This is a genomic window from Methylorubrum rhodesianum (assembly GCF_014199985.1).
In the GTDB taxonomy this organism is placed as follows: Bacteria; Pseudomonadota; Alphaproteobacteria; order Rhizobiales; family Beijerinckiaceae; genus Methylobacterium; species Methylobacterium rhodesianum.
Map to the genome: position 1 here is coordinate 262,441 of NZ_JACHOS010000003.1, position 25,600 is coordinate 288,040.

22 protein-coding genes are annotated in these 25,600 nt (G+C 71.3%); 11 read left to right on the forward strand and 11 right to left on the reverse strand.

Features of this window, described 5'->3' with window-relative positions:
* Nucleotides 1-29: 29 nt before the first annotated feature.
* The 7 genes from HNR01_RS05825 to HNR01_RS05855 form a co-directional block, all read right to left on the reverse strand.
* Nucleotides 30-1,481: a diguanylate cyclase domain-containing protein gene (locus HNR01_RS05825; RefSeq protein WP_183667079.1), complete on the reverse strand. Its 1,452-nt coding sequence runs from the start codon at nt 1,479-1,481 to the stop codon at nt 30-32.
* Between the two features lie 312 nt (nt 1,482-1,793).
* A complete protein-coding gene (locus HNR01_RS05830; protein WP_183667191.1) occupies nt 1,794-4,151 on the reverse strand; it encodes a PAS domain-containing protein in 2,358 nt (785 codons plus the stop codon).
* A gap of 107 nt (nt 4,152-4,258) precedes the next feature.
* Nucleotides 4,259-4,987: a glutathione S-transferase gene (locus HNR01_RS05835; protein ID WP_183667080.1), complete on the reverse strand. Its 729-nt coding sequence runs from the start codon at nt 4,985-4,987 to the stop codon at nt 4,259-4,261.
* Nucleotides 4,988-5,012: 25 nt separating this feature from the next.
* Nucleotides 5,013-5,681 (reverse strand): YidB family protein, encoded by a 669-nt coding sequence (locus HNR01_RS05840; RefSeq protein ID WP_183667081.1) that lies wholly within the window; start codon nt 5,679-5,681, stop codon nt 5,013-5,015.
* A gap of 178 nt (nt 5,682-5,859) precedes the next feature.
* Nucleotides 5,860-6,174: a hypothetical protein gene (locus HNR01_RS05845; RefSeq protein ID WP_183667082.1), complete on the reverse strand. Its 315-nt coding sequence runs from the start codon at nt 6,172-6,174 to the stop codon at nt 5,860-5,862.
* Between the two features lie 155 nt (nt 6,175-6,329).
* The gene (uvrB, locus tag HNR01_RS05850) at nt 6,330-9,089 is read right to left on the reverse strand and encodes an excinuclease ABC subunit UvrB (RefSeq protein WP_183667083.1); all 2,760 of its coding nucleotides are present in this window, start codon (nt 9,087-9,089) and stop codon (nt 6,330-6,332) included.
* Nucleotides 9,090-9,192: 103 nt separating this feature from the next.
* Nucleotides 9,193-10,125: a LysR family transcriptional regulator gene (locus tag HNR01_RS05855; RefSeq protein WP_183667084.1), complete on the reverse strand. Its 933-nt coding sequence runs from the start codon at nt 10,123-10,125 to the stop codon at nt 9,193-9,195.
* A gap of 159 nt (nt 10,126-10,284) precedes the next feature.
* Between HNR01_RS05855 and HNR01_RS05860 the strand changes: the two genes are divergently transcribed.
* The 9 genes from HNR01_RS05860 to HNR01_RS05900 all read left to right on the forward strand — a co-directional run bounded on the left by HNR01_RS05860 (nt 10,285) and on the right by HNR01_RS05900 (nt 18,621).
* Nucleotides 10,285-10,686, forward strand: a complete 402-nt coding sequence (locus tag HNR01_RS05860) for a DoxX family protein (protein WP_026105461.1) — start codon at nt 10,285-10,287, stop codon at nt 10,684-10,686.
* Nucleotides 10,687-10,709: 23 nt separating this feature from the next.
* On the forward strand, nt 10,710-11,192 hold the full coding sequence (locus tag HNR01_RS05865; protein WP_183667085.1) for a VOC family protein: 483 nt from the start codon (nt 10,710-10,712) through the stop codon (nt 11,190-11,192).
* A 78-nt stretch (nt 11,193-11,270) separates the two neighbouring features.
* Nucleotides 11,271-11,924 carry a hypothetical protein gene (locus HNR01_RS05870; RefSeq protein ID WP_153874259.1) on the forward strand — a complete coding sequence of 218 codons (654 nt, stop codon included), beginning with the start codon at nt 11,271-11,273 and terminating at the stop codon, nt 11,922-11,924.
* A complete protein-coding gene (locus HNR01_RS05875; protein WP_153874260.1) occupies nt 11,911-12,333 on the forward strand; it encodes a transcriptional regulator in 423 nt (140 codons plus the stop codon). Before HNR01_RS05870 ends, HNR01_RS05875 begins: the two co-directional genes overlap by 14 nt.
* Nucleotides 12,334-12,397: 64 nt before the next feature.
* The gene (locus HNR01_RS05880; protein ID WP_017484101.1) at nt 12,398-13,108 is read left to right on the forward strand and encodes a di-trans,poly-cis-decaprenylcistransferase; all 711 of its coding nucleotides are present in this window, start codon (nt 12,398-12,400) and stop codon (nt 13,106-13,108) included.
* A gap of 373 nt (nt 13,109-13,481) precedes the next feature.
* Nucleotides 13,482-14,000, forward strand: a complete 519-nt coding sequence (locus HNR01_RS05885) for an ankyrin repeat domain-containing protein (RefSeq protein ID WP_183667086.1) — start codon at nt 13,482-13,484, stop codon at nt 13,998-14,000.
* A gap of 92 nt (nt 14,001-14,092) precedes the next feature.
* Nucleotides 14,093-15,598, forward strand: a complete 1,506-nt coding sequence (gene glpK, locus HNR01_RS05890; protein ID WP_183667087.1) for a glycerol kinase GlpK — start codon at nt 14,093-14,095, stop codon at nt 15,596-15,598.
* Nucleotides 15,598-16,770 carry an alpha/beta fold hydrolase gene (locus HNR01_RS05895; RefSeq protein ID WP_183667088.1) on the forward strand — a complete coding sequence of 391 codons (1,173 nt, stop codon included), beginning with the start codon at nt 15,598-15,600 and terminating at the stop codon, nt 16,768-16,770. The genes glpK and HNR01_RS05895 overlap by 1 nt, the downstream gene beginning before the upstream one ends.
* Nucleotides 16,771-16,935: 165 nt before the next feature.
* Nucleotides 16,936-18,621: a methyl-accepting chemotaxis protein gene (locus HNR01_RS05900; RefSeq protein WP_017484097.1), complete on the forward strand. Its 1,686-nt coding sequence runs from the start codon at nt 16,936-16,938 to the stop codon at nt 18,619-18,621.
* 55 nt (nt 18,622-18,676) lie between these two features.
* Here the strand turns inward: HNR01_RS05900 and HNR01_RS05905 are convergent, their stop codons facing one another.
* The 4 genes from HNR01_RS05905 to HNR01_RS05920 all read right to left on the reverse strand — a co-directional run bounded on the left by HNR01_RS05905 (nt 18,677) and on the right by HNR01_RS05920 (nt 23,463).
* On the reverse strand, nt 18,677-19,438 hold the full coding sequence (locus HNR01_RS05905; RefSeq protein WP_183667089.1) for a glycerophosphodiester phosphodiesterase family protein: 762 nt from the start codon (nt 19,436-19,438) through the stop codon (nt 18,677-18,679).
* Nucleotides 19,435-19,908, reverse strand: coding sequence for a RidA family protein (locus HNR01_RS05910; RefSeq protein ID WP_017484095.1), 474 nt, complete (start codon nt 19,906-19,908; stop codon nt 19,435-19,437). The genes HNR01_RS05905 and HNR01_RS05910 overlap by 4 nt, the downstream gene beginning before the upstream one ends.
* A 79-nt stretch (nt 19,909-19,987) precedes the next feature.
* Nucleotides 19,988-22,159, reverse strand: coding sequence for a peptidase domain-containing ABC transporter (locus tag HNR01_RS05915; RefSeq protein ID WP_153874266.1), 2,172 nt, complete (start codon nt 22,157-22,159; stop codon nt 19,988-19,990).
* Nucleotides 22,156-23,463 carry an HlyD family secretion protein gene (locus tag HNR01_RS05920; protein ID WP_017484093.1) on the reverse strand — a complete coding sequence of 436 codons (1,308 nt, stop codon included), beginning with the start codon at nt 23,461-23,463 and terminating at the stop codon, nt 22,156-22,158. Before HNR01_RS05920 ends, HNR01_RS05915 begins: the two co-directional genes overlap by 4 nt.
* Nucleotides 23,464-23,939: 476 nt before the next feature.
* Between HNR01_RS05920 and HNR01_RS05925 the strand changes: the two genes are divergently transcribed.
* Both HNR01_RS05925 and HNR01_RS05930 read left to right on the forward strand, forming a co-directional pair.
* Entirely contained in the window at nt 23,940-24,158 is a 219-nt protein-coding gene (locus HNR01_RS05925) for a hypothetical protein (protein ID WP_017484092.1), read from the forward strand.
* A gap of 379 nt (nt 24,159-24,537) precedes the next feature.
* Nucleotides 24,538-25,479 (forward strand): helix-turn-helix domain-containing protein, encoded by a 942-nt coding sequence (locus HNR01_RS05930; protein WP_183667090.1) that lies wholly within the window; start codon nt 24,538-24,540, stop codon nt 25,477-25,479.
* The last annotated feature ends 121 nt before the right edge of the window (nt 25,480-25,600 follow it).

Genomic DNA, 25,600 nt, shown 5'->3' on the forward strand with positions numbered 1-25,600 from the left:
TTCACAGCATCGTCACGGCGAGGACATGCTCAACCAGCCTGCCGGTGGTCTGCACCGCCTTGATAGGTCTGCGCCGTTCCCTTCCGGGTCCGCTTGGCGGCGTAGAGCGCGGCATCGGCCTGACGAAGGAGCACGTCGCGGTCGTGCGCGGCCGCGCTCGACCACGCGATTCCGATCGTTCCCGTCACGCGACTGATTTGACCTTGTCCGTCCGCGACGATCTCGAGGTCGTGCAGGAGGCGCCGCACCCGGCGATCAAGTCCCACGCGATCGAGATCGGCAGACATCACGACCGCGAACTCGTCGCCCCCCAGCCGTGCCGGAAGACACCCGTTGTTGCAGGAGGCGCGCAACCGATCCGCGACACGGCGCAGCACCGCGTCGCCCGCTGCGTGGCCGAGGACGTCGTTGACACCTTTGAAGCCGTCGAGGTCGATCAGAAGCACCGCCACGTCGCCGTCCGCACTGCGCGCCTCGCGCAGCCGCGCATCGAGAACACGGTGGAACTCGGCTCGGTTGGCCAGTTGGGTCAGGTCGTCGGTGCGGGCTTGGTGGCGCAGGCGCTGCTCCAAGTCGTGCCGTTCGGTGATGTCCTGGATCAGACCGATGAGGGCGACGGGCTTGCCCTGGGCCAACTCGATCTCGCACGAGCACCGTACGCGCCGGGCGTTGCCCTTCGCAGTCACGAAGTCGGCGTCCATCTCGAACGGCTCACCCGTGTCCAGCGTGCGCATCACCGCATCGTTGAACGCCTTGCGGTCGGGCTCGGGGAAGTACCTCATGATCTCGCCGTTCGGCACGCCGCCGCTGACGGGCAGTTCATGGATGGCGAAGACGCCGTCCGACCAGGCGGTGGACTGCTTCGCGATGTCGTACCGGTACGATCCCATGTCGGCCATGCGCTCGGCCTGCTTGAACTGACGCCGTTCGCGCTCCAACCGCACAACGGTCAATCGGTGCTCTTCGGCGGCCTCGGCGGCGCGAAGGGCGACGGCCCGGGACTCGATCAGAGCCTCGGCGACGCTGGCCAATTCCTCTAGAACCTCCAGGTCGGTCGGCGTCGGCTCGCGCGGCCGCTCGTCGAGGACGCAGAGCGTGCCGACGGTGACCGGATCACCGTCAGGCCGCCGGACGCGAACCGGGACGCCCGCGTAGTAGCGGATGTTCGGAGCGCCTGTGACGAACGGGCTCTCGGCAAAGCGAGGGTCGAGGCGAGCATCCGCCACAGTGAGCGGCGCCTCGGTCTCGGCCACGATCGGGCAGAACGCCTGAGCCCGCGCGGTCTCCGGTGCCAGGGGCCCGCAGCGTGCCTTGAACCACTGGCGCTCTGGGGCGATCAGGGTGATCGAGGACATGCCGGTGCCAAGTATGCGTTGTGCGAGCTTTGCCAGCACATCGAACTCGCGTTCGGGCGGCGTGTCGAGGAGGGCGATCTCGGTCAACGCTTTCTGGCGAAGCGCCTCGCGCTGATTGTCCGACATGTGCCGCGCCACCCCCTATAGCCTCGCCGAGGCGAGAACACGGTGATGGCTGTATGACGATTGGGTTTAACCGCCCGTGACGTTGCCGAACGTCTCATCGTCCCCGTGACGCTCGGACGGCGCGATCACCGCTTTTTCCGTCGGTGATGCGAAGGGGCCGCTGACGCCTCACGTCCCATGGAGCTGTCAGACGACCCTCCGCCCGATCCGGATGCGCGCCTCGTCCTTATCAAGCACCTGTAGCCGGGCCTTTCCAGCGCCAGGAACGGGCCGAAGGAAGCCCGGTCCACCGTCGAACGGTTCGCGTTGCGCCTAGGCCGGCGCCGGTTCCCGTATCGGCCGCCGCCTCGCCATCTCACGCAGCACGCGCGCCAACTCCTGCGCCGAATACGGCTTCCTCAACAATTCGAATCCGTGCGCGTCGTCCTGCGCCAGCACGTGGCTGTAGCCGGAGGTGAGGACCACCGGCAGCTCCGGCCGGCGCTCGCGCAGGAGGCGGGCCAGCGCGATGCCGCCCATGCCGGGCATCACGACGTCGGAGAACACCGCGTCGAATGGCGTCTCGGTGCGGTCCAGTTCGACCAGGGCGGCCTCGGCGTTCTCGGCCCAGACCGGATGGTGGCCGAGCTCCTCCAGGATCTGCGTGCAGAAGCGCCCGACCTCGAGATTGTCCTCGACCACGAGGATGCGCAGCTGCGCCTCGGCCCCCGCCTCCGGGGCCGGCCCGGCGGGGGCGGGGGCCGCCAGCGGGGCGGCGACCTCGGGCAGGTAGAGGGTGAAGGTGGTGCCCTCGCCCGCGCGGCTCTTCACGTCCACGTCCCCGCCCGACTGCTTGGCGAAGCCGATCACCTGGGAAAGGCCGAGCCCGGTGCCCCGGCCGACCTCCTTGGTGGTGAAGAACGGCTCGAAGATGCGGATAAGGTCGGCGCTGGCGATGCCGGTTCCGGTGTCGACGACCGAGACCGCGACGAAGGGGCCGGCCGCGCCGGCATGGCCGCGGATCGGCGGCATCGGTGCGCCGCCGTCGAGGCGGAGCGTCAGCCGGCCCTCGCCGTCCATGGCGTCGCGGGCGTTGACCGCCATGTTGACGAGCGCCGTCTCGAACTGGCTCGCATCGGCGCGCACGTAGCAGGGCGTGCCGGGCATGTCGGTGACCACGCGGATGCGCGCGCCGGTCACCGAATCGAGCATCTCCGAGATGCTGCGCAGCCGCTCGCCCACGTCGAAGGTCTCGGGCTTGAGCGCCTGCCGCCGGGCGAAGGCGAGGAGCTGGCCCGTCAGCTTCGCCGCCCGGTCCACGGTGTCGGAGACGGCGTCGAGGTAGCGCGCCTTGCGCTCGGGCGCGAGGTCGGGCCGTCGCAGGAACTCCACCGAGGAGCGGATGATGGTGAGCAGGTTGTTGAAGTCGTGGGCGACGCCGCCGGTGAGCTGGCCCACCGCCTCCAGCTTCTGCGACTGGCGTAGCGCCTCCTCCGCCTGGCGCTGCTCGGTGATGTCGCGGCCGAAGCCGTAGAGCAGCCCGTCGGCGGGTACGATGGTCCAGAGCACCCGGCGGGTGCCGCCGTCCCGGGTCAGGCAGGTCAACTCGAGGTCGGTCGAGTCGCCCGCCGCGAGCCGCTCCAGCGCCGCCTCGGCGGCCGCGCGCTCCTCGGGCGCGAAGAAGTCGGGCACGCAGCGGCCCACCGTCTCGGCCGGGGACCAGCCCAGGGTCCGGCTCCACGACGGGTTCACCGCGCCGATCCGCCCGTCGGGCGAGGCCACGACCTTGAGCACCGGCGAGAGCGTCCAGACGCGGTCGCGGTCGCGCCTTTGCGCCACCACCTCCGCCTCCAGGTCGGCGGCCTTGGAATGGAGCAGGTGCTCCACCCGCCGCCGCGCCGTGATGTCCTGGAACAGCACCGCGACCTGCCGGCGCGACGGCGGCTCGATGCGGAAGGCGGCGAGTTCCAGGTAGCGCCCGGTGGCGACCAGCTCGCGCTGGAAGCGGATCGGCCGGCCGGTGCGCAGGACGTCGCCGTAGAGCGCGAGCCAGCCCTCGGCCTCCGCGCCGACGATCTCGCGCAGGCGTTTTCCCGCCACGCTCTCGATGCCGGCATGCTGGGCGTAGGCGCGGTTGGCGGTGACGTGGACGTAGTCGCTGAGCGGCCCGTGCGGGCCGTCGATGAACTCGATGACGCAGTAGCCCTCGTCCATCTGCTCGAACAGCGTGCGGTAGTGCTGCTCGCTCTCCGCGAGCACCGTGCGCTGGGCTCGCTGCTCGGTCACGTCGCGGGTCACGCCGGTGAGCCGCAGGATCGCCCCGCCCGCGTCGCGCTCGACCTCGAGGGTGCGGGCGATCCAGCGCGGCGCGCCGGTCAGGGAGTCGCGGACGCGGTAGACCGTCTCTTCGGCCGGCGTCTCGCCCGAGGGGACTGCCGCCGCATCCTCCGCCCCGAGCCGCTCGATCAGCGCGGCGAGGGGATAGGCCTCGCGCAGCTCCAGGCCGTGCAGGCGGCAGAAGGCGGGGTTCGGATGCAGGACGCCCGCCTGCAGGTCGAGGGTGAACACGCCGATCCCGGCGGCGTCCTGCGCCCGAGCGAGGGCATCCTGCGCCGTGCGCAACGGCTCCGCGACCCGGAAACCCGTCGGTTCGACGCTCGGCTCGCCGAGGGTGGGGAGGCTCTCGATGATGCTCACGCTGCCACGTGTAGCACGCCGTAGGGCGGCACAAGCGCGACCGTTTCGCCGGAAGACAGCTTTCCCGACGATGTTACAGGTCACGCGGTGAGCGTCGAGGTTCAGCCGAGATCGAGTTCCGGGTAGTGCCGGAAGATGCCCTGTTCGTTGAAGGGAAGGCACCGCTCGCTGGCACGGTAGGCCGCGATGCGCGGCAGCCTCCCGATTCGCTCCGCGTGGGCGGCGACGCGCGGCGCCTGCGCCAGGGCCCGGGCCGCGGCGTTCGGGTAAGCGTAGCGCAGGCCCGCCACGAGCTGGAACAGCGAGGTGTCGGCGTAGCTGACTTGCCCGCCTACCAAGTGCCCGGCCCCCGCCGGGTTGCCGGCCAGCACCCGCTCGAACCAGGCCAGGAACTTCGGGATCCGGTTCCGGCAGAAGTCCTCGGCCCGGCGGCGCGCCTCCGGCCGCTGGTCCTCGTAGTACAGGCCGACGCCGACGGGATGATGGGTGTCGTGCGCCTCCGCCACCATGTCGGCGATCGTCAGCTGGATCTGATGCGTCCAGATCCGGTCGGTCTCGTCCGCTCCAACGAGGCCGATGCGCGGCCCGAGATAGAGCAGGATCGCCGCGGTCTGACCGATCACCCGGTCGCTGTCCCTGAGGAAGGGCGGGGCGAAGGGCGGGCGGACCGGCTCGTCCTCCAGGCGGTCCATCATCGCCGCGATCCCGCCGCCGTCCTCTTCGGGCCGCCGGGCGACATCGACATAATCCGCCCCGGCCTGTTCGAGGGCGAGCCGCACGAACTCGCCGCGACCGGGAATCATCGGCCAGTAGTGCAGCTCGTAGGCCATGGCGGGTTCCTTCTCGCGGGAATCCTTACCAGCCGCCGCGTTCCTCGCGGCTCGGAGCGCGGCCCTGGGGCGTCAGGGCGTCGATCACGCCGGGCAGGGCCTGCGACAGCTGCGCGAGCAGATCCTCGCGCGGCAGGCCGGTCTCGCGGCCCAGCGTGTCGAGGGTGTCCGGGCCCAGGGCCTCGGCGAGGCGGTTCGGGGCGATCTCGCGGTTGGGGCCGTGGCCGATCCACGAGCCGATCACGTCGCCCAGCCCGCTGCGCTCGAAGCTCTGGATCAGGCCGTCGAGGCCGCCGGCGACCGCGCCGCTCTCGTCCTGCGGCTCCCGGTCGAGCCCGGCATAGGGCCCTTCGCCGGGCGAGCGGTGCCCGGAGGGGCCGTCCCCCGGACCGTCGAGCATGCCGGCGAGATCGCTGAAATCGCCGCCGGGATCGCCCGCTTGGCCCGGCGGTCCGCTGCGGCGGCCCTGGTTGAAGCCGCCGAGATCGCCGTCGTCGGCGCCCGGGCCGGGCAGGGGGCGACCGCCGGACCCGGGCGATCCGCGGCCGAGAATGTCGCCGAGGCCGCCGCTCGCGCCCTTGGCGAGCAGGAGCATGAGCAGCGCCTTGACCACCGGCGAGGCGAGGGCGCCGCCGCGCCCGCCCCCCAGTACCTGTCCCACGACTCCGCCGATGACCTGATCGAGCAGCCCCATCTCGTCTCCTCCCGCCGGTTCACGCCGCCTCTGGAGTCCTGCCCGAAGGCGATGCGTTCGGGCAGGACTCCAGATCCTCGCTTCGGTGCGCGCTCCGCCGAACCGGTGTTCCACTTCGGCGGAGCGCGCTCAGGCAGCCGTGCCGGTCCAACGGCGGGGGGCGGGATGAGGTTGCGGATCAGTTCTCGTAGCTCGAGCGGAACGGCTTCGAGAGATGGTCGGAGGGGTTGGTGCGCACGGTCTTCCCGCTGCTCCGGCCCTCCGGCATGACCGAGGTCGAGGAGCGGATCGCGCTCGGAAGCGACACCTCGCCGGTCGCCCGCTCGGCGGTGCGCGCGTTGCCCCGCACGGTGTCGGTGCCGGAGGGCAGGGTGCCGGCGGTGGGCTGGTCGTTGGGATTGGCCACGCTCTGGGCGAGCGCCGGCGCCGACAGGATCAGGCTGCCGAGGAGGGCGCTCAGAGCGGCCCGGCGGAGGGGAGAGGGGGATCGCATCGGTCGGCTCCTTCGAGACTTCCCGCAGGCTTCGGCCGCCGGCCGGGCTCGCGGCGGGGCCACCCGGCGGTTGCAGGATCTGAAGGGCCAATCCCAGCCGATGGCCAAGGTTCCCCTTGTCGAGCCTCCCCTCGTCGGGGATTTGCGCGGAGGCCTCAGCCGCGCTTGCGCCCGCCGCCCCCCTTGTAGCGGGGCTTCTGACCGCCGAGCCCCTGCGTCGAGCGCGCCTTCGGCCGCTCCTGCCAGGGCACGGCCCCGGCCGGCAATTCGCGGTCGGTGCCCGGCCCCATATTGTCCAGCGACGGCTTCGAGATCCGGCTGCCCTTCTGCCCGTAGCGCCCGGCCTCGCGCTCGACGTCGCTCTGGCGGGCCATGGGATCGTCGGAGACCAGGAGCTCGGTGGCCTGGAGGCGCTTGAGCTCGTCGCGCAGCCGCGCGGCCTCCTCGAAGTCGAGATCGGCGGCCGCCGCGCGCATCCGCTTCTCGAGATCGGCCATGACGGCCTTGAGGTTGTGGCCGACGGTGATCGCGTCCTTGGCCAGCCCCGTATCGACGCGGACGTGGTCGCGCTCGTAGACGCTCTCGAGGATGTCGCTGATGCCGCGCTTGACCGATTGCGGCGTGATGCCGTGCTCGGCGTTGTAGGCGAGCTGCTTCTGGCGCCGCCGCTCGGTCTCCGCCATCGCCCGCTCCATCGAGCCGGTGATGGTGTCGGCGTAGAGGATGCAGCGGGCCTCCGCGTTGCGGGCGGCGCGGCCGATGGTCTGGATCAGCGAGGTCTCGGAGCGCAGAAATCCTTCCTTGTCGGCGTCGAGGATGGCGACCAGCGCGCATTCCGGGATGTCGAGGCCCTCGCGCAGCAGGTTGATGCCGATGAGGACGTCGAAGGCGCCGAGCCGCAGATCGCGGATGATCTCGATGCGCTCCAGGGTATCGATGTCGGAGTGCATGTAGCGCACCCGCACCGAGTTCTCGTGCAGATACTCGGTGAGATCCTCGGCCATGCGCTTGGTCAGCGTGGTCACCAGGGTGCGGTAGCCGGCCTGGGCCACGGCGCGGACTTCTCCGAGTAGATCGTCGACCTGGGACCGCGCCGGGCGGATCTCGATCACCGGATCGACGAGGCCGGTGGGGCGGATCACCTGCTCGGCGAACACGCCCGCCGTGCGCTCCATCTCCCACTTGGCGGGCGTGGCCGAGACGTGGATCGATTGCGGACGCATCGCGTCCCATTCCTCGAACCGCAAGGGGCGGTTGTCGAGGCAGGAGGGCAGGCGGAAGCCGTACTCGGCGAGCGTCGCCTTGCGGCGGAAGTCGCCCCGGTACATGCCGCCGATCTGCGGCACGGTGACGTGGCTCTCGTCGGTGAAGACGAGGGCGTTGTCGGGCAGGTACTCGAACAGGGTCGGCGGCGGCTCGCCGGGCTTGCGGCCGGTGAGGTAGCGCGAATAGTTCTCGATGCCGTTGCAGGCCCCCGTCGCCTCGATCATCTCGATGTCGAAGGTGCAGCGCTGCTCCAGCCGCTGCGCCTCGATGAGGCGGCCCATCCGGGTCAGCTCCTCGACGCGCTGTTTCAGTTCGGTCTTGATGCCCTTGATCGCCTGCTGGAGGGTGGGGCGCGGGGTGACGTAGTGCGAGTTCGCGTAGACTTTGACGAACTTCAGCTCGTTGAGCTTCTTGCCCGTGAGCGGGTCGAACTCGACGATCGATTCCACCTCGTCGCCGAACAGGCCGATGCGCCAGCCGCGATCCTCCAAGTGGGCCGGCCACAGCTCGATGACGTCGCCGCGCACCCGGAACGTGCCGCGGGCGAAATCCGACTGGATGCGCTTGTACTGCAGTGCCACGAGGTCGGCGATGAGCTGGCGCTGCTCGATCCGCTCGCCGAGCGAGACGGTGAACGACATCGCCGTGTAGGTCTCGACCGAGCCGATACCGTAGATGCACGAGACCGAGGCGACGATGATGACGTCGTCGCGCTCCAAGAGGGCGCGGGTGGCCGAGTGGCGCATCCGGTCGATCTGCTCGTTGATCGAGGATTCCTTCTCGATGAACGTGTCGGATCGCGGCACGTAGGCTTCGGGTTGATAATAGTCGTAGTACGAGACGAAGTACTCGACCGCGTTGTCCGGAAAGAAGCTCTTGAACTCGCCGTAGAGCTGCGCGGCCAGCGTCTTGTTCGGAGCCAGGATCAGGGCAGGGCGCTGCGTCTCCTCGATGACCTTGGCCATCGTGAAGGTTTTTCCGGAGCCGGTGACGCCGAGCAGCACCTGATCGCGCTCGGCGGTTTTGACGCCCTCCACCAGTTCGGCGATGGCCCTGGGCTGGTCGCCCGCCGGGGTGAAGTCGGATTTCAGCGTGAATTTGACGCCGCCCTCCGATTTGGCCGGGCGCTCCGGCCGATGCGGTACCCAGGCCTCGCCGTTCTTGAACAGCGGGTTGCCCTCGGTGAGGAGCTTTTCCAGCGCCTCGACGGTGGCCGAGACGCCCTCGGTGGCGAGGGACGGCGCCTCGGGCGCGGCCTCCGGCGCCGGGCCGTCGTCGGGCGGGACCAGGCCGAGCGCCTGGGCCAGCCGCGGATCGACGTCGGCGGCATCGCCGATGGCGAAGCCCGCCTGCGGCGCCTCGGCGAAGCCGTCCTGCGCGATCCTTTTGTAGGCCTGCACCTCGCCGGGCTCGGTCTTCCGGCCACGACCCTTCCGGGCCGGCTCCGGCTGCGGCGCCGGCTCGACGGCCTTCGGGCGGTTGCGGTTGAGGGCGGGGTTGAGCAGGGCGGCGAGATGCTCGTCGAGCGGCATCAGCTCGGGCCGGTCGGCCTTCGCCGCCGTCTTCGAGGTTGCCTTCGATGTCGCCTTGGAGGCCGGCTTGGCCGTCGCCTTGGCCGGGCTCACGCGCGGATTCTTGGATGCGGGCATAGCGGCAATATGGGCCCGTCGGGCGGTCTCAGGAAGAGTTCGAACGGCCCGAGATGGCCGAGACTTGCGGCCGATCGAGGTCGGGACGCGCGTCGGGGCGTTCTCATGACGGGAGACTGTTGGCGCCCGCACTTCGCACCGCCGGCAGATCCCGTTCCCAGGCCGGCTCGCCCGCGAAGCGCTCCGCCAGGTAATCGACGAAGGCGCGGGTCTTGGCCGGGCGCCGGCCCGGCGGCATCAGGGCGTGGATCGGCAGGGTCGGGCAGGGGGCGCCGAGATCGAGGGCGACGAGGGTGCCGGCGCGCAGGGCCTCCGCCACCAGGAAGGTCGGCTGGTAGACGAGCCCCAGACCGGCCACGGCCGCCGCCACCAGGGCGGCGCCGTTCGGCGCCCGCAGGGTGCCCGAGACCGGATAGGCCTGATCGCCGAAGCGCCAGCCGCTCGCATCGGACAGGGTGTAGCCGAGGCAGTTATGGCCCTTCAGTTCCTCGGGCCGACGCGGCGTGCCATGCCGGTCGAGATAGGCCGGCGCGGCGCAGACCACGAGCCGGCTGGAGGCGAGGCGCCGCGCGATCAGCCCGGAATCGGCGAGCGACCCAATCCGCACCGCGAGGTCCCATCCCTCCTCGATCAGGTCGACCCGCCGGTCGTTGAGGCCGAGCTCGATCGTCAGCGCCGGGTGCGCGGCGGAGAAGGCCGCGAGCGCGGGCGCGATCTCCCGCACGCCGAAGGAGAGCGGCACGTTGAGCCGCAAGGTCCCGTGCGCCTCCACCCCTTCGGCCCCGACCAGGGCCTCGGCCTCGGCGATCTCGGCGAGGATGCGCTCGCAGGCCTCGAGATAGCTGCGGCCGGTCTCGGTCAGCGTCAGGCGGCGCGTCGTCCGGTGCAGGAGCCGCGTGCCGAGCCGTGCTTCCAGGGCCGCCACGTGCTTGGTCACCCCGGTCTGCGACAGGCCGAGCGCGCGCCCGGCGGCCGAGAAGCTGCCGAGCGCCGCCACCCGCGCGAAGACCTGCATTCCCGTCACGCGGTCGAGCACGGCTCACCTCACTCTCTCAGAGTGAGGTGAATGGCAGCGAACGCGGATTATCGCAATCGCCTGGGGCGGGCATGGTCCGGTCATCGCGAACGCCGCCACCGCGGCGCCGATCGAAACGACCGAACCGAGATGACCATGACCGCGACGACCCCGACCGCGATGACCTCGACCGACCCTCGCACCGCTCCCTACGCCGCCCTGCTGCTGCGGCTCACCCTCGGCGGCCTGTTCCTGGCCCATGCCGGGCTGAAGCTGTTCGTGTTCACGCCCGCGGGCACGGCGGCCTTCTTCGGCTCCCTCGGCCTGCCGCCCGCCCTCGGTTACGCGGTGATCGCCGTGGAAGCCGTCGGCGGCCTCGCCCTGATCCTCGGCCTCTATGCCCGCCTCGTCGCCCTGGCTCTGGTTCCGGTGCTGATCGGCGCCATCGTCACCGTGCACGGTGCCAACGGCTTCTTCGCGCAGAATCCCGGCGGCGGCTGGGAGTTCGCGGGTTTCTGGGCGGTGATGCTGCTGGTCCAGGCGGGGCTCGGCGACGGCCCCTATGCCCTGCGGCGCGCGTGACGCGCCAGGCGAGGAGAGAGCGCGTGAGCCAACCGATCCATCCGGGGGCCCGCATCGGCCACGTCCACCTCAAGGTGGCCGACCTCGAACGAGCGCTGGCCTTTTACTGCGGCGTGCTCGGCTTCGCGCTGACGCAGCGCTACGGTGCCCGGGCCGCCTTCGTCTCGGCCGGCGGCTACCACCACCATATCGGCCTCAACACCTGGGAGAGCGCCGGCGGTTCTCCGCCGCCGCCCGGCCATACCGGCCTCTACCACCTCGCGATCCTCTACCCGAGCCGGGCGGCCCTGGCCGATGCCCTGCGCCGGGTCGAGGCGGCCGGTCTCCCACTCGACGGTGCCAGCGACCACGGCGTGTCCGAGGCCCTCTACCTGCGCGATCCGGACGGGAACGGGGTCGAGTTGTACCGTGACCTCCCGGAGGCCGCGTGGCCGCGGAACGAGAAGGGCGACCTCGCCATGCTCACCCGTCCCCTCGACCTCGCCGGTCTCCGGGCTGAAACCTGAACCCTTCCCGCTTGACGGCTCTGTACCCGCGTGTACTTTGCAATGCAAAGCACGCCTCGATGCGGGAAGACGGACCCCATGCGTGACAGCCAGGGCGACCTCGACAAGGCGCTCGCCGACATCGTCGCGATCCGGATGCAGATCGCCCGGGACACCGCCTTCCGCGGTCTCGGCGCGGCGACCCTCGCGGCGACCGGGCTCCTCGCCCTCGTCGTCGCGGGCGCGCAAGCCCTGCTGCTCGACGATCCGACCGCGCGGCCGGTCGTCTTCTTCGGCCTCTGGGTCGCCGCCGCCGTCACCGCCTGCGCCCTGATCGGGTTCGAGGCGGTGCGCCGCTCGCGCCGGGTCCATTCGGGGCTGGCCGACGCGATGGTGTTCAGCGCCATCGAAGGGTTTCTGCCCGCGGGCGGGGCGGGGTTGTGCCTCGGGCTCGTCTTCGCCCGCTTCGCACCGGACCAGCTCTGGATGCTGCCGGGCCTGTGGCAGGTTCTGGTCGGGCTCGGCCTGTTCGCGTCTGCCCGCATCCTGCCCCGCACCGTGCCGCTGGCGGGGGCCTGGTACCTGCTCGCCGGGCTCACGGTGCTGGCGTTCGCCAGCGAGGCCCGCCACCTCTCGCCCTGGCTGATGGGTCTGCCCTTCGCGGTGGGCCAGGGGCTGCTCGCCGTCATCATCCATCGCCATTCGGGCCACGCCGACGGATCTGACGACGGAGACGCCGATGCCGACCTCTGATCGCCCTGACGCCCGCTTCTCCTACGAGGGGCTCGACCGGATCATCCACGAGCGGGCGCGGCTCTCGGTGCTGACCTCGCTGGTCTCGCATCCCCGCGGCCTCGCCTTTCCCGACCTCAAGCGCCTGTGCGGGCTCACCGACGGCAATCTCAGCCGCCACCTCGCCGTGCTGCAGGAGGCCGACCTCGTCAGCCTGGAGAAGGGCTACGACCAGAACCGGCCGCAGACCCTCTGCCGCCTGACGCCCTCCGGCCGCACCCGCTTCCTCGACTATCTCGGGGTGCTGGAGCAGGTGGTGCGCGACGCCGCGCAAGCGGCGGGCCGCTCGCAGGGTGCGGCCGGCCGGTCCCAGGCTGCCGAAGAGCGGCCCACCGGCCACGATCGCTCCGGCCTCGCCGAACCGGTCTGACGGCCGCTCCCGACATCCCATCGAACGCCCCCGCACGTCCCGCATCTCGCCCGGAGACTTTACGATGCAAAGCCCTCTCGATCGCAGATCCGGTCTGCACGCGGCGATCATCATGGACGGCAACGGCCGCTGGGCGAGCGCCCGCGGCCTGCCCCGGAGCGCGGGCCACCGGGCGGGCGTCAAGACGATCCAGCGGGTGGCGGAGGCGGCTCCCGGCCTCGGCGTCGGCACGCTGACGCTCTACGCCTTCTCCAGCGACAACTGGCGCCGCCCCGCCGAGGAGGTCGGCGGGCTGATGCGCCTGCTGCGGGCCTATCTGCGCGGCGAGACCGAGCGGCTCGCCCGCAGCGGCACCCGCCTGACCGTGATCGGCCGGCGCGACCGCCTGCCCGCGGGCATCCCGGAGGCGATCGCGCGGGCCGAGGCCGCGACCGCCGCGGGCGACCGGCTGCACCTGCGCATCGCCGTCGACTATTCCTCGCGCGACGCGATCCTCGCCGCCGCCGCCCGGCTCGGGCCGGAGGACCTGAGCCGCGAGGCCATGAGCGGGGCTCTGTGCGGGGACGGCGACGTCGATCTCCTGATCCGCACCGGCGGTGAGAAGCGGCTCTCCGACTTCCTGCTCTGGGAGGCGGCCTACGCGGAGCTGCACTTCACCGAGCGGATGTGGCCTGATTTCAGCGCCACCGACCTCGCCGCGGCGGTCGCCGACTTTTCCGCCCGCGACCGGCGGTTCGGGGGGCTGAACCCGCCCGTCCTCACCGTAGCGGCCTGATCGTCCGGCCCGCGCGCCGGGAAGAAGCCGCTCGGCGCGCGGGCTCCGGTAGCTTCGGCATGGCCTCGGCCGAGGGCATGCAATTCGTTCAGATGACCGTCCGGGTCGCGATGGTCGGGCTCCTGCCGGTCGTGCCCGTTTTCGCGATGCTTCCCGCCTTCGAGGCGGCAACGGGGTTGCGCATCCACCTTGTGCCATACGTTCGCGTCGGGATCGCCATGGCGCCGTCGCTCCGGCTCGACTGGACCGGTCCGCGCGCAGCAGGGGCCGAGGCCCGGCTGGCCGGGCCGCCGGGCAGCGCTACCTACCCGCGCCATGCACAGAGCCGCCCTGAGGCGGACCTCCCAACCATCGAAGCCGCGACGCGAAAACCATGTCCGCTGACCGCCCCGCCCTCGACGACGAGACCCTCGCCTTCGCCGCCCGCGTCTTCCAGTACGCCCGGATGGGCCATGCCGAGGAGTTGGCCGAGCTGTTCGGTCAGGGGCTTCCGGCAAACCTGCGCAACGACAAGGGCGACAGCCTGTTGATGCTCGCCGCCTATAACGGGCAGGCGGCGGCGGCCCGCGCGATCCTGGAGGCCGGGGGCGACCCCGAACTCGCCAACGACCGCGGCCAGACCCCGCTCGCCGGGGCGGCCTTCAAGGGCGATGCCGAGATCGTCCGGCTGCTCCTGGAGCACGGGGCGCAGGTCGACGGGGCCGGCGACGGCTCCCGCACCGCGCTGATGGTGGCGGCGATGTTCGACCGCACCGAGATCGTCGATCTGCTGCTGGCCCACGGCGCCGATCCGGCCCGGCGCGACGCCTCCGGGATGAGCGCCGCCGACATGGCCCGCCAGATGGGAGCCCAGAACACTCCGGCCCAGTTGGAACGCGCAGGGGCGGGCTGACCGGTTCCGGCAGGCGGCGCCTCGTGTAGGATCGCCCTCTCGCGCCGGGCGACATCACGATTCCGGACGTGAGGAACGCCGGGAGAGGGGCCATGCCGGACGCGATCGGGGCGATCGACCAGGGCACCACGAGCACGCGCTTCATCGTGTTCGACCGCCGGGGCACCATCCTGGCGCAGGCCCAGCGCGAGCACGAGCAGATCTTTCCCCGTCCCGGCTGGGTCGAGCACGACCCGCGGGAGATCTGGCGCAACACCCACGCGGTGATGCGCGAGGGGCTGGCCCAGGCCGGGCTGGAGCCGCGGGATCTGGCCGCCATCGGCCTCACCAACCAGCGCGAGACGGCCCTGCTCTGGGACCGCCGCACCGGCGAGCCGCTGCACCACGCCCTCGTCTGGCAGGACACCCGCACCGACCGGCAGGTGGCCGCGCTCGCCCGCGACGGCGGCCGCGACCGCTTCCGCGGCGTGACCGGCCTGCCGCTGGCGAGCTACTTCTCCGCCTCCAAGCTCGCGTGGCTGCTGGACCATGTCGACGGGGCGCGGGCGCTCGCCGAGGACGGAACCGCCCTGTTCGGCACGATCGATTCCTGGCTCGTCTGGAACCTCACCGGCGGCCCGGACGGCGGATTGCACGTCACCGACGTCACCAATGCCAGCCGCACGCAGCTGATGTCGCTGGCGACCCTCGACTGGGACGAGGCCATGCTCGGCGTGTTCCGCATCCCGCGGGGGGTGCTGCCGCGGATCGTCTCCTCCAGTGCCGTGCTCGGCGAGACCCGCGACCCGTTCCCCGGCGTGGCGGTCGGCGGGATTCTCGGCGACCAGCAGGCCGCCCTGTTCGGGCAGACCTGCTTCTCGGCGGGCGAGGCCAAGAACACCTACGGCACCGGATGCTTCGCGCTGATGAACACCGGCCCCGAACCCGTCGCCTCCACCGCCGGGCTCGTCACCACCGTGGCCTATCAGCTCGACGGAGGCCCGCCGGCCTACGCCCTCGAAGGCTCCATCGCCATCACCGGCGCCCTGGTCCAGTGGCTGCGGGACAATCTCGGGCTGATCGGCGCGTCGAGCGAGATCGAGGGGCTGGCCCGCAGCGCCGAGGACAATGGCGGCGTCTACGTGGTGCCGGCCTTCTCCGGCCTCTACGCTCCGCACTGGCGGGACGACGCCCGCGGCCTGATCATCGGCCTGACCCGCTTCGCCCACCGCGGCCATATCGCCCGCGCCTGCCTGGAGGCCACCGCCTACCAGACCCGCGAGGTGCTCGAGGCGATGGAGCGCGATTCCGGCTGTCCGATTCCCGAACTGCGCTGCGACGGCGGCATGACCGGCAACGACCTCCTGATGCAGTTCCAGGCCGACATCCTCGACCGGCCGACCCTGCGCCCCAAGGTTTCGGAGACGACGGCGCTCGGCGCGGCCTACGCCGCCGGCCTTGCCACCGGGTTTTGGAAAACGCTCGAGGATCTTCGCGATAACTGGGCCGTGGACAAACGCTGGCATCCGCGTATCGAGGCGGAGGAACGTCGGGCACTCTTCGCCGGCTGGGGGCGAGCGGTGGAACGCTCGTTCGGATGGGTTGAGGAGAACGCTTGATGGCTGCTCGGATACGCTCGCTTCGCACGGCTCTGCTGGTCACGACGATGGCGCTGGCCCCGCTCGCTGCCGGCCTCTCTGCGGGCCTCGCGCCGGCCCCGGTCCGCGCCGCGCCGGCCGCCTATCCGGGCCAGCAGGAGGGCGACCACGTCGTCGAGAACTTCAAATTCGCCAGCGGCGAGAGCCTGGACCGGGTCAAGCTGCACTACACCACCCTCGGCACGCCGCACCGCGGTGCCGATGGCGAGATCGACAACGCCGTGCTCGTCCTGCACGGCACCACGGGCACCGGAAAGAGCTTCCTGATCCCGACCGTCGGGCCGGAGCTGTTCGGCGAGGGCGCGCCCCTGGACGCGAAGCGCTGGTACGTGATCCTGCCCGACGGGCTCGGCCGCGGCGGCTCCTCGAAGCCCTCCGACGGCCTCAAGGCACGCTTTCCCCGCTACGGCTACGCGGATGTGGTGGAGGGCCAGCACCGGGTCGTCACCGAGGCGCTCGGGGTCAAGCACCTGCGCCTCGTGCTCGGCACCTCCATGGGCGGGATGCAGGCCTGGATGTGGGGCGAGCGCTACCCCGGCAGCATGGACCTGCTGATGGCGGTGGCGAGCCAGCCGATCCCGGTGAGCGGGCGCAACGCCCTGTGGCGGCGCCTGCTGATCGAGGGCATCCGCACGGATCCCGACTGGAAGGGCGGGGACTATACCGAGCAGCCGCGCCATTTCGGGCGCATCCTGCCGATCTTCAACATCATGACCGAGAGCGTGCTCGGCCTGCAGAAGCAGGCGCCGACCCGCGCCGCGGCCGACAAGGCCTACGACAAGATGATCGCCGGCTACGAGAACAAGGCCGACGCCAACGACTGGATGTACTGGTTCGACTCGTCCTACGACTACGACCCCTCGCCGGACCTGGAAAAGATCACCGCCAAGGTGCTGGCGGTGAACTTCGCCGACGACGAGCTCAATCCGCCTCAGCTCGACGTGATGAACGCGGCGTTCGCCCGGGTGAAGGACGGCCGCTTCGTGCTGGTCCCGACCTCGCCCGAGACCCACGGCCACCAATCCCTGCGGTTCGCCGGCCTGTGGAAGGGCTACCTCGCCGAGTTTCTGGGCCAGCCCGAGGCGACGACCGAGAAGAAGAGTTCGTCGGAGCGGCCGGAGGGCAGCCGGTAAGCCGCCGGGCGGAGGGCCGGCCCCCTTCGGTCCGGCTCTCGGCCCTGCCCGCGCCAGCACCCGACGGCAGCGGAATGTGCATTTTCTTGCAGAAATCGATAGAACCTTAAGTATTCCGGTGCAGGGTAGCGGGACTGAGCGTCTCCATCCCTTCCCGGACTCATCATGCGCGTTTCCCTCAAGGCAGCCCTGGCGGGCTCGTTCAGCCTTCTGGCCGTGGTTGCTGCGGTTCAGGGCGGTCTCAGCGTCGTCAAGCTTTCGGCCATCGACCACGAGGTCCGCGACATCGCCGACAACTGGCTGCCCTCGGTCGGACTGCTCGGCGACATCAGCACCGCGACCCGCGACGAGCGGGTGAAGACCTACCGCTACGTCGCCGCCTCGCCGACCGCCGCGCTGCGCGAGGAGAACGAGAAGAGCGTGCGCACGAGCCAGGCCGCCCTCGAGGCCCTGCGGCGGGCCTACGAGCCGATGATCACCTCGCCCGAGGAGCGGGCGCTGTACCAGCGCTTCTCCGAGACCTGGGCGACCTACACGCAGCGGGTCGAGACGATCGTCGGCCTGATGCGGGAGGGGCGCCAGCCCGAGGCCCTCGCCCTGCTGACCGGGCCGGAGGCCCTGGGCCTCGCACAGTCCGCCACCAAGGTGCTTCAGGAGAACCTCGCCCTCAACAAGCGCGGGGCCAAGGCCAGCGTCGAGGGGGCCGTCGGCAGCGCCGCCTCCGCCACGGCCGCCGCCTGGATCGCCATGGCCGTGACGCTGCTCTCCGCGCTCGCCGCCGCCCTGTTCGGCTGGTTCGGGATCTCGCGCCCGATCACCCGGATGACCGGGGCGATGGGCGCGCTCGCGAGCGGTGACGCGGCGGTCGCGGTGCCGGGACGGGAGCGCGGCGACGAGATCGGCGCCATGGCCGCGGCGGTGCAGGTGTTCAAGGACAACCTGATCCGCACCCGCGCCCTCGAGGAGGAGACGCGGGCCGCCCGCGCCGGCGCCGAGGCGCAGCGCCGGGCCGCCGCGAGGGCCCTCGCCGACGACTTCCAGCGCGCCGTCGGCGGTATCGTTCAGGGCGTGACCGCCGCCGCGACCGAGCTGCAGGCCACCGCCCAGCAATTGACCGCCAATGCCAGCCAGACCGCCGGCCAGTCCGGCACGGTCGCCGCCTCCGCCGAGGAGGCCGCCTCCAATGTCGGCACGGTCGCCGCCGCGGCGGAGGAGCTCGGCGCCTCGGTGCAGGAGATCGGCCGGCAGGTCGACGGCTCGGCCTCGCTGGCGCAGGCGGCCGTCGCCGAGGCCGGGCAGACGGCAATCCTCGTGCGCGACCTCTCCGAGGCCGCCGCGCGCATCGGCGACGTGGTGGCGATGATCTCGACCATCGCCGGCCAGACCAACCTTCTGGCGCTGAACGCCACGATCGAGGCCGCCCGCGCCGGCGAGGCGGGCCGCGGCTTCGCCGTCGTCGCGGCGGAGGTGAAGGAACTCGCCAACCAGACCGCCCGGGCGACGGAGGAGATCACCGGGCAGATCGGGCGCATCCAGGGCGCCACGGGGCAGGCGGTCGGCGCCATCGACAGCATCGCCGGGCGCATCCGCGAGATCAGCGGCGTCGCCACCGGCATCGCCGCCGCGGTCGAGGAGCAGGGGGCGGCGACGCAGGAGATCGTGCGCAACGTCGCCCAGGCTGCGGGCGGCACGGAGGCGGTCACCCGCACCATCGCCAGCGTGGCGGGTGCCGCCGAGGAGACCGGCGCGGCGGCGGCCCAGGTGCTGTCCTCGGCGACCGAACTGTCGCGCCAGTCCGAGCACCTCTCGGCGGAGGTCGCCCGCTTCCTCGACACCGTGCGCGCGGCCTGAGCGTCAGCAGGGCTCTGCCCTGCACCCGCCAAAGGACTTGCCCTTGGGGAGCCCGTTACGGGCGAAAACCCTCGAAGACCATCTGGTCGGCGTGCTCCTGCGCCAGCGCCCGCTGCGCCTGCGTGCGCACGGTCCAGGTCATCACCGGCATCTGCCCGAGCCGACGGCAGAGATAGGGGACGGGGCCCGGCAGGTCGCCGACGCGCCACGACAGGAAGTGCGGACGGCTCACATGCAGGTGGAGCAGGCCCGACAGCTCGGCCCGCACCGACGGCGCCAGCAGGGCGTAGTGCGGATCGTCCTGGCTCGCCTCCGCGACGATGCCGCGGGGCCGGTCCGGGGCGATCTCGGCGAGCGTGGCGACGATGCCCGGATCGAAGGATTTCAGGGCCACCGGCGCGTCGAGTTCGGCGACGATCTCGGCGGTGCGGCGGGTCAGGCGCCGGTCGCCGTCGAAGCGCGACTTGATCTCGACGACGACGGGGACGCGGCCCGCGACCCGCTGCAGGAACGCCGCCAGGGTCGGGATGCGCTCCGCCGTGCCGGCGACGGCGAGCGCGCCGAGTTCGGCGGCCGTGCGGGCTTCCACGGGCGCGGAGGCCTCGGTGAGGCGCCCCAGGGCCTCGTCGTGGAACACCATCGCCTCGCCGTCGGCGCTGAGCTGCACGTCGCATTCGATGGCGTAGCCGCCCGCGACCGCGGCCTCGGCCGCCGCCAGGGTGTTCTCGGGCAGGCCGGCGGCGCGATCGTGCAGGCCGCGATGGGCGATCGGACGGGCGGTGAGCCAGTCCGGCGCCCGATCCAGGATCGCGCTCACGCGACCTCGAACATCGCCTCGACCTCGACCGCGGCGTCGAGGGGCAGTTCGGCGACGCCGACCGTCGAGCGGGCGTGGCGGCCGCGGTCGCCCAGGATCTCGACCATCAGGTCCGAGGCGCCGTTCATGATCGGGGCGAGCCCGGCAAAACTCGGCACCGCATTGATGAAGCCGCCGAGCCGCACGCATTGCACGACGCCGTGGTCGAGATCGCCGATCGCCGCCTGAAGCTGGGCGAGCACGTTGAGCGCGCAGAGCCGGGCCGCCGCCACGCCCTGCTCGGCCGAGACCTCGGCGCCGAGCTTGCCCTTGTGGGCCGGGTCGAGGGTACCGTCCGGCCCGAAGCAGATCTGGCCGGAGATGACGACGAGATTGCCGGTGCGGATATAGGGCACGTAGTTCGCGACCGGGGCCGCCGCCTTCGGCAGCGTCAGGCCGAGCGCCTCCAGACGTTCCTTGACCGAGTTCATCACCGACTCTCCTTGATGCTGCGGGGCTCTGAGCACGGGCGCGGGGCGATCCGCAAGGGGGAGGGCGGCGAGGCCGCCCTCAGCCGGCGGTCTCCGTCGCCGGCGCCGCCACCCGTGGCGCGCCGGCCGAAAAGTCGTAGCGCAGGTCGGCATGGGCCACGGTCGCCGGGCGGTGGGCGACGATGACCCGCGTCATCTTCAGGTCGCGGAGCGCGGCGGCGATCACCGCCTCGGTCGGCTCGTCGAGGGCACTCGTCGCCTCGTCCAGAAAAAGAATCTCCGGGCGCCGGTAGAGGGCGCGGGCCAGGATCACCCGCTGGCGCTGACCGCCCGAGAGGGTCGAGCCCATGTCGCCGACCAAGGTCTCGAATCCCATCGGCGTGCGGGCGATGTCGTCGAGGATCGCGGCGCGGGCGGCGCATTCGCGGATCCAGCCGGGATCGGGCCGCTCGTCGAAACAGGCGATGTTCTCGGCGATCGAGCCGGCGAACAGCCCGTCATCCTGCATCACGCCGGCGATGCGAGCGCGGTAGGCGGCGAGCCCCCCGGCACGGATATCGCGGCCATCCACCAGCACCGCGCCCTCGCTCGGCGGCAGCAGGCCCATCAGGATCTTCATCACCGAGCTCTTGCCGCAGCCGGACGGGCCGGTGATCGCGAGACTCAAGCCCGGCGGCACCTCCAGCCCGAGATTGCGGAAGACCCAGGGCTCGTCGGCGCCGTAGCGCAGGGACAGGCCGACGGCGCGCAAGGCTGCTCCCCGGACCCGGGGACGGTCGCCGGCGGGGAGGAGCGCGGGGGCCGCGACCGGCTCCACCGCGGCGGGCATCGGGGCTGCGGCCTCCTCGGGCTCGGTCATGACGATGTCCGAGAGGCGCTCGGTCTGCACGTTGAGCATCCGCAGCTGGAAGCCCGACTGGATCAGGTTGCCGATGCGGGTCGAGAACTGGTCGCGATAGGCGAGGAAGGCCACCAGCATGCCGAGCGTCATCGACTGGTCGATGACCGCGCGGGCCCCGAGCACCAGCAGGATCAGCCGGTCGGCGCCGAACAGGAACTCGTTGCCGCGCCCGAACACGAGGTCGAGCCGCTGCAGCCGCAGCCGCGCGTTCAGCGCCTGGACGAACTGGTTCATCCAGGTGCCGCGGCGGCGCTCGCGCAGGTTCAGGAGCTTGACGCTCGCCATGCCGCGCACGGTCTCGATGAAGTGGCTCTGCTGGCGCGCCTCCGCGACGATCGCCTCCTCGGTGCCCTCGCGGTAGGCCTTGTAGGCGGCGATCCGTAAGCCCGCATTGAGGGCGGTGGCGGCGAGCGCCACCAGGGCGAGCCAACCGCCGTAGAGGAACAGCATGATCAGCATGCCGACCGACATGATGCCGTCGAGGAGCGCCTGGACGAGATCGGTGGTGATGCCTTTCTGGATCGTGGCGAGCGTGCCGAAGCGGGAGATCACGTCGCCGACATGCCGCTTCTGGAAGTAGTCGAGCGGCAGCCGGGAGAGGTGGTCGAACAGCGAGCCCGACCACTGATAGTTCAGCTTGGTCCCCGTGAGCATGATCGCCCAGCTCCGGGCGACGCCGAGACCGAGCTGCAGGACGAGCAGCAGGGCGAGACCGAGGGCGACGACGAGCAGCAGGTCGAGGTCGCCGTTCACGATCACCTCGTCGATGACGATCTGCGAGGCGATCGGCATCAGGATGGCGACGAGCTCGATCCCGAGCGACAGGACCATGATCTGCGCCATGGCCGAGCGGATGCCGGCCATGCCGCGGAACAGGTCGGACAGGGTCAGGCCCTGCACCGCCCGCTCGCGCACGAAGCTCTGGTTCGGGCTCACCTCCAGGGCGACGCCGGTGAACTCGCGCGAGGCTTCCGCGAGGCTCAGGGTGCGGCGCCCGCGGGCGGGATCGTGGATCACGATCTCCCTTCGCCCGACACGCGCCAGCACGACGAAGTGATTGAGCCCCCAATGCAGGATGCAGGGCAGGCGCAGGCGGCCGAGATCGGGCAGTTCTACCCTGAGCGCCCGCGTCGAGAGCCCCATCGTTCCCGATAGGTCCATCAGGTTGCGCAGGGTCATGCCCTTGAGTGAGAGGGCGTGGCGGGCGCGCAAGCTTCCGAGATCGACCCCGCGTCCGTGATAGCCCAGCACCATCGCGAGGCAGGCCATGCCGCATTCGGCGGCCTCGGCCTGGAGCACGACCGGCAGGCGCCGCCGGAAACCGAACTGAAGATCCGACAGCAGACTCAACGCTCCCCTCCTTCCGTGACGAGATCGACGCTGCGCTTGACGTGGTAGAGGGGGTCGAGGAGCCAGCGGTAGAGCGGGCGCTTCTCCAGCGCGATGTCGGCCTCGACCCGCATCCCGGCCTCGAGCCGGCGCTGCTCGCCGTAGGCCGTCACGCTGTCGGCGTCCGGCCGCACGACGATGCGGTAGACGCCGCCGTTGCCCGCATTCCTGGCCGCGCTTTTGGCCGCGTCGCGGGCCGCCTCGGGCTGGGCGCTGCCGTCGCCCTCGAGCGGCGCGCGGGTCACCTCCGTCACCGTGCCCCGGTGCAGGCCGAAGCGCTGGAACGGGAACGCGGCGTAGCGCAGCATCACGCTGGCGCCGGGCTCGATGAAGCCGATGGCCGAGGAATCGACGAATAGGTTGGCCTGCATCCGCCCGTCGCTCGGCAGCAGGGTGAGCAGGCTCGCCCCCGCCGCCACCGTCTGCCCGGCCTGCGCCCGGATCGAGGTGAGGATGCCGCGCTCCGGCGCGCGCACCTCGATGGCCCGGCGCGCCTCGCTCTCGGCCCGCTGCTGCTCGAGCTGGGCGGCGCTGCGGTCGAGTTCGGCCAGATCGCGCGCCAGCGTCTCGTCGAAGGTCGAGAGCTTGGCCTTGAGATCCCCGAGCTTGCCCTCGACCTGCAGACCGCCCTGGCGGAACTGCGCCAGCTGCGAGGTCGCCTGGAGATAGAGGTAGTTCTGGCTCTGGAAGTCGGCCGCGCGGGCAAATCCCCGGGTCACGAGGTCGGCGAGTTCGTCGGCCCGCGCCTTGAGCGGCGGCACCAGCTTCTCCTGGAGCGCGAGCTGCTCGTCGATCTTGGCGCGCTGGGCCTCCAGGTTGGCGATCTGCTCCCTCAAGCCCTCCTTCTCCGCCGCGGCCATGGCGGCGCGCGCCGCGCGCTGGCGCTCGACGCTCTCGCGCTGGCGCCCGAGCTGGGCGATCACCCGCTCCTGCGTCGGGCCGCTCGCGGAGACCGCGTCGAGGTCGATGGTGAAGAGGAGCTGGCCGCGCTCGACCCGGTCGCCCTCCTTGACGCCCGAGGCGCTGACCCGCCCCGCCAGCGGGCTCGCCACGGTGATGAGCCCGATATCGGGCGCGAGCAGACCGTTGGCATGGACCCGGCGCGTGTAGCTGCCGAGCCAGGCGTAGAGGCCGACCAGGACGACGAAAGCGAGGCAGAGGCCGACCACGACGCGGATCGAGAGCGGCTGCACCACCTGGGCCTCGCCGAGCCAGGCGCTCCGACGCGCCTCGACGACCTCGTGACGGAACAGCGGCGCGTTCACGGCGAAGCCTCCCCGGAGCCGGTCGGCCGGCCTGCGACAGTGCGGCAGGGTGCGTTATTCTGACGCATATGTGTCGTAATCCGCAATTATTTCAACTTTTTACCAGGCCGCGCGAATGAGCTGGCATCCCCGTTCCGGACCAGGGCAATTTTTGGCCCCGCGGCCTCGGACCGGCCGACGGTCCGTCCGGGCCGTGCCCGACGGCCGTCGAACGGCGTAGGACGATGGAACGATCCCGCCCGCAGGGGTCCGCCGCGACGCTGTCACGACCAATGGTGGTGATTTCGAAGGGCAAGATTTGTCCATCCGCGCGGTTTCGCTCCCATCCGTGCCGAGCCGCCAGCGCAAACCGGGTTGCCTGCCGGAATAATATCCGTACCTTATCCAGCAGAGGGGCGCAGCAACGCCGCTCTTATTCCACGGGAAGACATAAATACAGAACGATCTTCCAATATCGTACGGACTAAGGAGAACACATGCAGCAGAACATTGACACCATCCGTGAGCTGAACGCTGCGGAGCTGGATCAGGTCGGCGGCGGTCTGTCTCTCGGCGTCGGCGTGGAACTCGATCTCAGCCAGGAACTCGGTGCCGTCTCCGGCACGATCGATCAGGTGGGCGGCCTCGTCGGCGGCACGCTCGACACCGTCCTCGGCGCGGTGGGCGGCCTGCTCGGCGGCGTCCTCGGCAAGTAGCCTCCGCAAAAGTCCGGTCAGCCTCGAAACCGGGGCTGGCCGTCCCGTGGAAGCGGTCGACCCCGCCGCTTCCACGGGGCTCGCCGATCCTGCGCGCCCTCGGACGCGCGCAGGATCGGCGGGACGCGCCGCGCGAGCGCGGTGTCACGGTCGAGCGCGATCCGTGGCTCGACCGCCGCGTCTCGGCTGCCTCCGGGTCTTGGCGTGCCTCCGCGTCTTGGCCTGCAAAGGAACAGGGTCGGCCTCGCGTCGTTTGCCAAGCCGAGCGCAAGCCTGACCGTTCGATGGACCGCTCGCCCGCGTCGAGCGATCGGCCGAGACGGCGGGGACGGAGGGCGCGGCGCCGCGGGGGATACAGACCGGGAGAATCCAACGGCCGATGAGCGTTCCGTTCGTCAACGCCTCCGTGCAGGGCGAGCTCTCCGCCCCGCCCGACCAGATCTTCGGCCAGATCCCGGCAAGCGGCCTCGACGGCATCGCCTTTCTCGATTTCGCCTACGAATCGGCGGGATACAGCACGCACCGCGTGGACGGACTCCTCGTCGGTACATGGCAGGGCACGCGGCAAGGTACGCATCACGACACTCGGCACGACACTCGGCCCTCCGCCGGTCCGCACGACCGTGACGGCGACCGGGCGACCCGGCTGACCTTCTGCGAGGGCGGGGTGCCGGACGAGCGGACCGACGACGTCTTCGTGCTGCGCGGCCCCGGCTATGTCGGCAGCACGCGCTGGAGCGGCCCCTGCCGCGGGCGTTATCTCGCCTACATGCCGGCGGCGGTCGAGCGGATGATCGAGGCGCCGCTCTCCCAGACCGAGATCGCGACGCTCACCAGCGACCTGTCCGAGCGGATGAGCGTGTTCCACCTGCTCGCTGCCCTCGGGCAGGAGGCGGCCGGGCACGACACCGCCGCGGACGCGCTGCTCGTGGACAGCGTGGCGCTGGCGGTGCTGCGCGCCTCCGGCGCGCTGACGCTGCCCGGCCCGCGCCGGAGTGCGGCCCTCACCGCCCGGCAGGCGCGGCGGGTGCGCGACCTCGTCGCCGAGCGGATCGATGCCCCCCTGTCCCTGCGGGAGATGGCGCAGGCGGCGGGCCTCAGCGAGAGCTACTTCGTGCGAGCCTTCAAGGGCAGCTTCGGGCTGACACCCTATCAATATGTCCTGCGCGAGCGCGTGACCCTGGCCCAGTCGCTGATCCGCTCCGGGACGGTTTCCCTCGGCGAGGCGGCCAAGCGCGCGGGCTTTCCCGATGCGCGGCGGATGGGGCGGACCTTCCGCAAGGTGATCGGGCGCTCGCCGACGGAGGCGGCGCGACTCTAGCGGGCGCAAGGCCCGACGGCGTCCGGATGAGGCCCGCTCCGGTCCGATAAACCTCGGCCCGAGATTGACAGGAGCGCTCTCTTTCATAGTAATCGCGCGCGTGCCGCCCGTCCCCCGAGGC

What these genes read in the sequence shown, in the direction of transcription:
- HNR01_RS05895 (WP_183667088.1), top strand. Translation starts at nt 15,598, where the DNA reads ATGGCTGCTCGGATACGCTCGCTTCGCACGGCTCTGCTGGTCACGACG.
- HNR01_RS05885 (WP_183667086.1), top strand. Translation starts at nt 13,482, where the DNA reads ATGTCCGCTGACCGCCCCGCCCTCGACGACGAGACCCTCGCCTTCGCC.
- HNR01_RS05900 (WP_017484097.1), top strand. Translation starts at nt 16,936, where the DNA reads ATGCGCGTTTCCCTCAAGGCAGCCCTGGCGGGCTCGTTCAGCCTTCTG.
- HNR01_RS05870 (WP_153874259.1), top strand. Translation starts at nt 11,271, where the DNA reads ATGCGTGACAGCCAGGGCGACCTCGACAAGGCGCTCGCCGACATCGTC.
- HNR01_RS05845 (WP_183667082.1), bottom strand. Translation starts at nt 6,174, where the DNA reads ATGCGATCCCCCTCTCCCCTCCGCCGGGCCGCTCTGAGCGCCCTCCTC.
- uvrB (WP_183667083.1), bottom strand. Translation starts at nt 9,089, where the DNA reads ATGCCCGCATCCAAGAATCCGCGCGTGAGCCCGGCCAAGGCGACGGCC.
- HNR01_RS05875 (WP_153874260.1), top strand. Translation starts at nt 11,911, where the DNA reads ATGCCGACCTCTGATCGCCCTGACGCCCGCTTCTCCTACGAGGGGCTC.
- HNR01_RS05860 (WP_026105461.1), top strand. Translation starts at nt 10,285, where the DNA reads ATGACCTCGACCGACCCTCGCACCGCTCCCTACGCCGCCCTGCTGCTG.
- HNR01_RS05925 (WP_017484092.1), top strand. Translation starts at nt 23,940, where the DNA reads ATGCAGCAGAACATTGACACCATCCGTGAGCTGAACGCTGCGGAGCTG.
- HNR01_RS05880 (WP_017484101.1), top strand. Translation starts at nt 12,398, where the DNA reads ATGCAAAGCCCTCTCGATCGCAGATCCGGTCTGCACGCGGCGATCATC.
- HNR01_RS05825 (WP_183667079.1), bottom strand. Translation starts at nt 1,481, where the DNA reads ATGTCGGACAATCAGCGCGAGGCGCTTCGCCAGAAAGCGTTGACCGAG.
- HNR01_RS05910 (WP_017484095.1), bottom strand. Translation starts at nt 19,908, where the DNA reads ATGAACTCGGTCAAGGAACGTCTGGAGGCGCTCGGCCTGACGCTGCCG.
- HNR01_RS05840 (WP_183667081.1), bottom strand. Translation starts at nt 5,681, where the DNA reads ATGGGGCTGCTCGATCAGGTCATCGGCGGAGTCGTGGGACAGGTACTG.
- HNR01_RS05835 (WP_183667080.1), bottom strand. Translation starts at nt 4,987, where the DNA reads ATGGCCTACGAGCTGCACTACTGGCCGATGATTCCCGGTCGCGGCGAG.
- glpK (WP_183667087.1), top strand. Translation starts at nt 14,093, where the DNA reads ATGCCGGACGCGATCGGGGCGATCGACCAGGGCACCACGAGCACGCGC.
- HNR01_RS05930 (WP_183667090.1), top strand. Translation starts at nt 24,538, where the DNA reads ATGAGCGTTCCGTTCGTCAACGCCTCCGTGCAGGGCGAGCTCTCCGCC.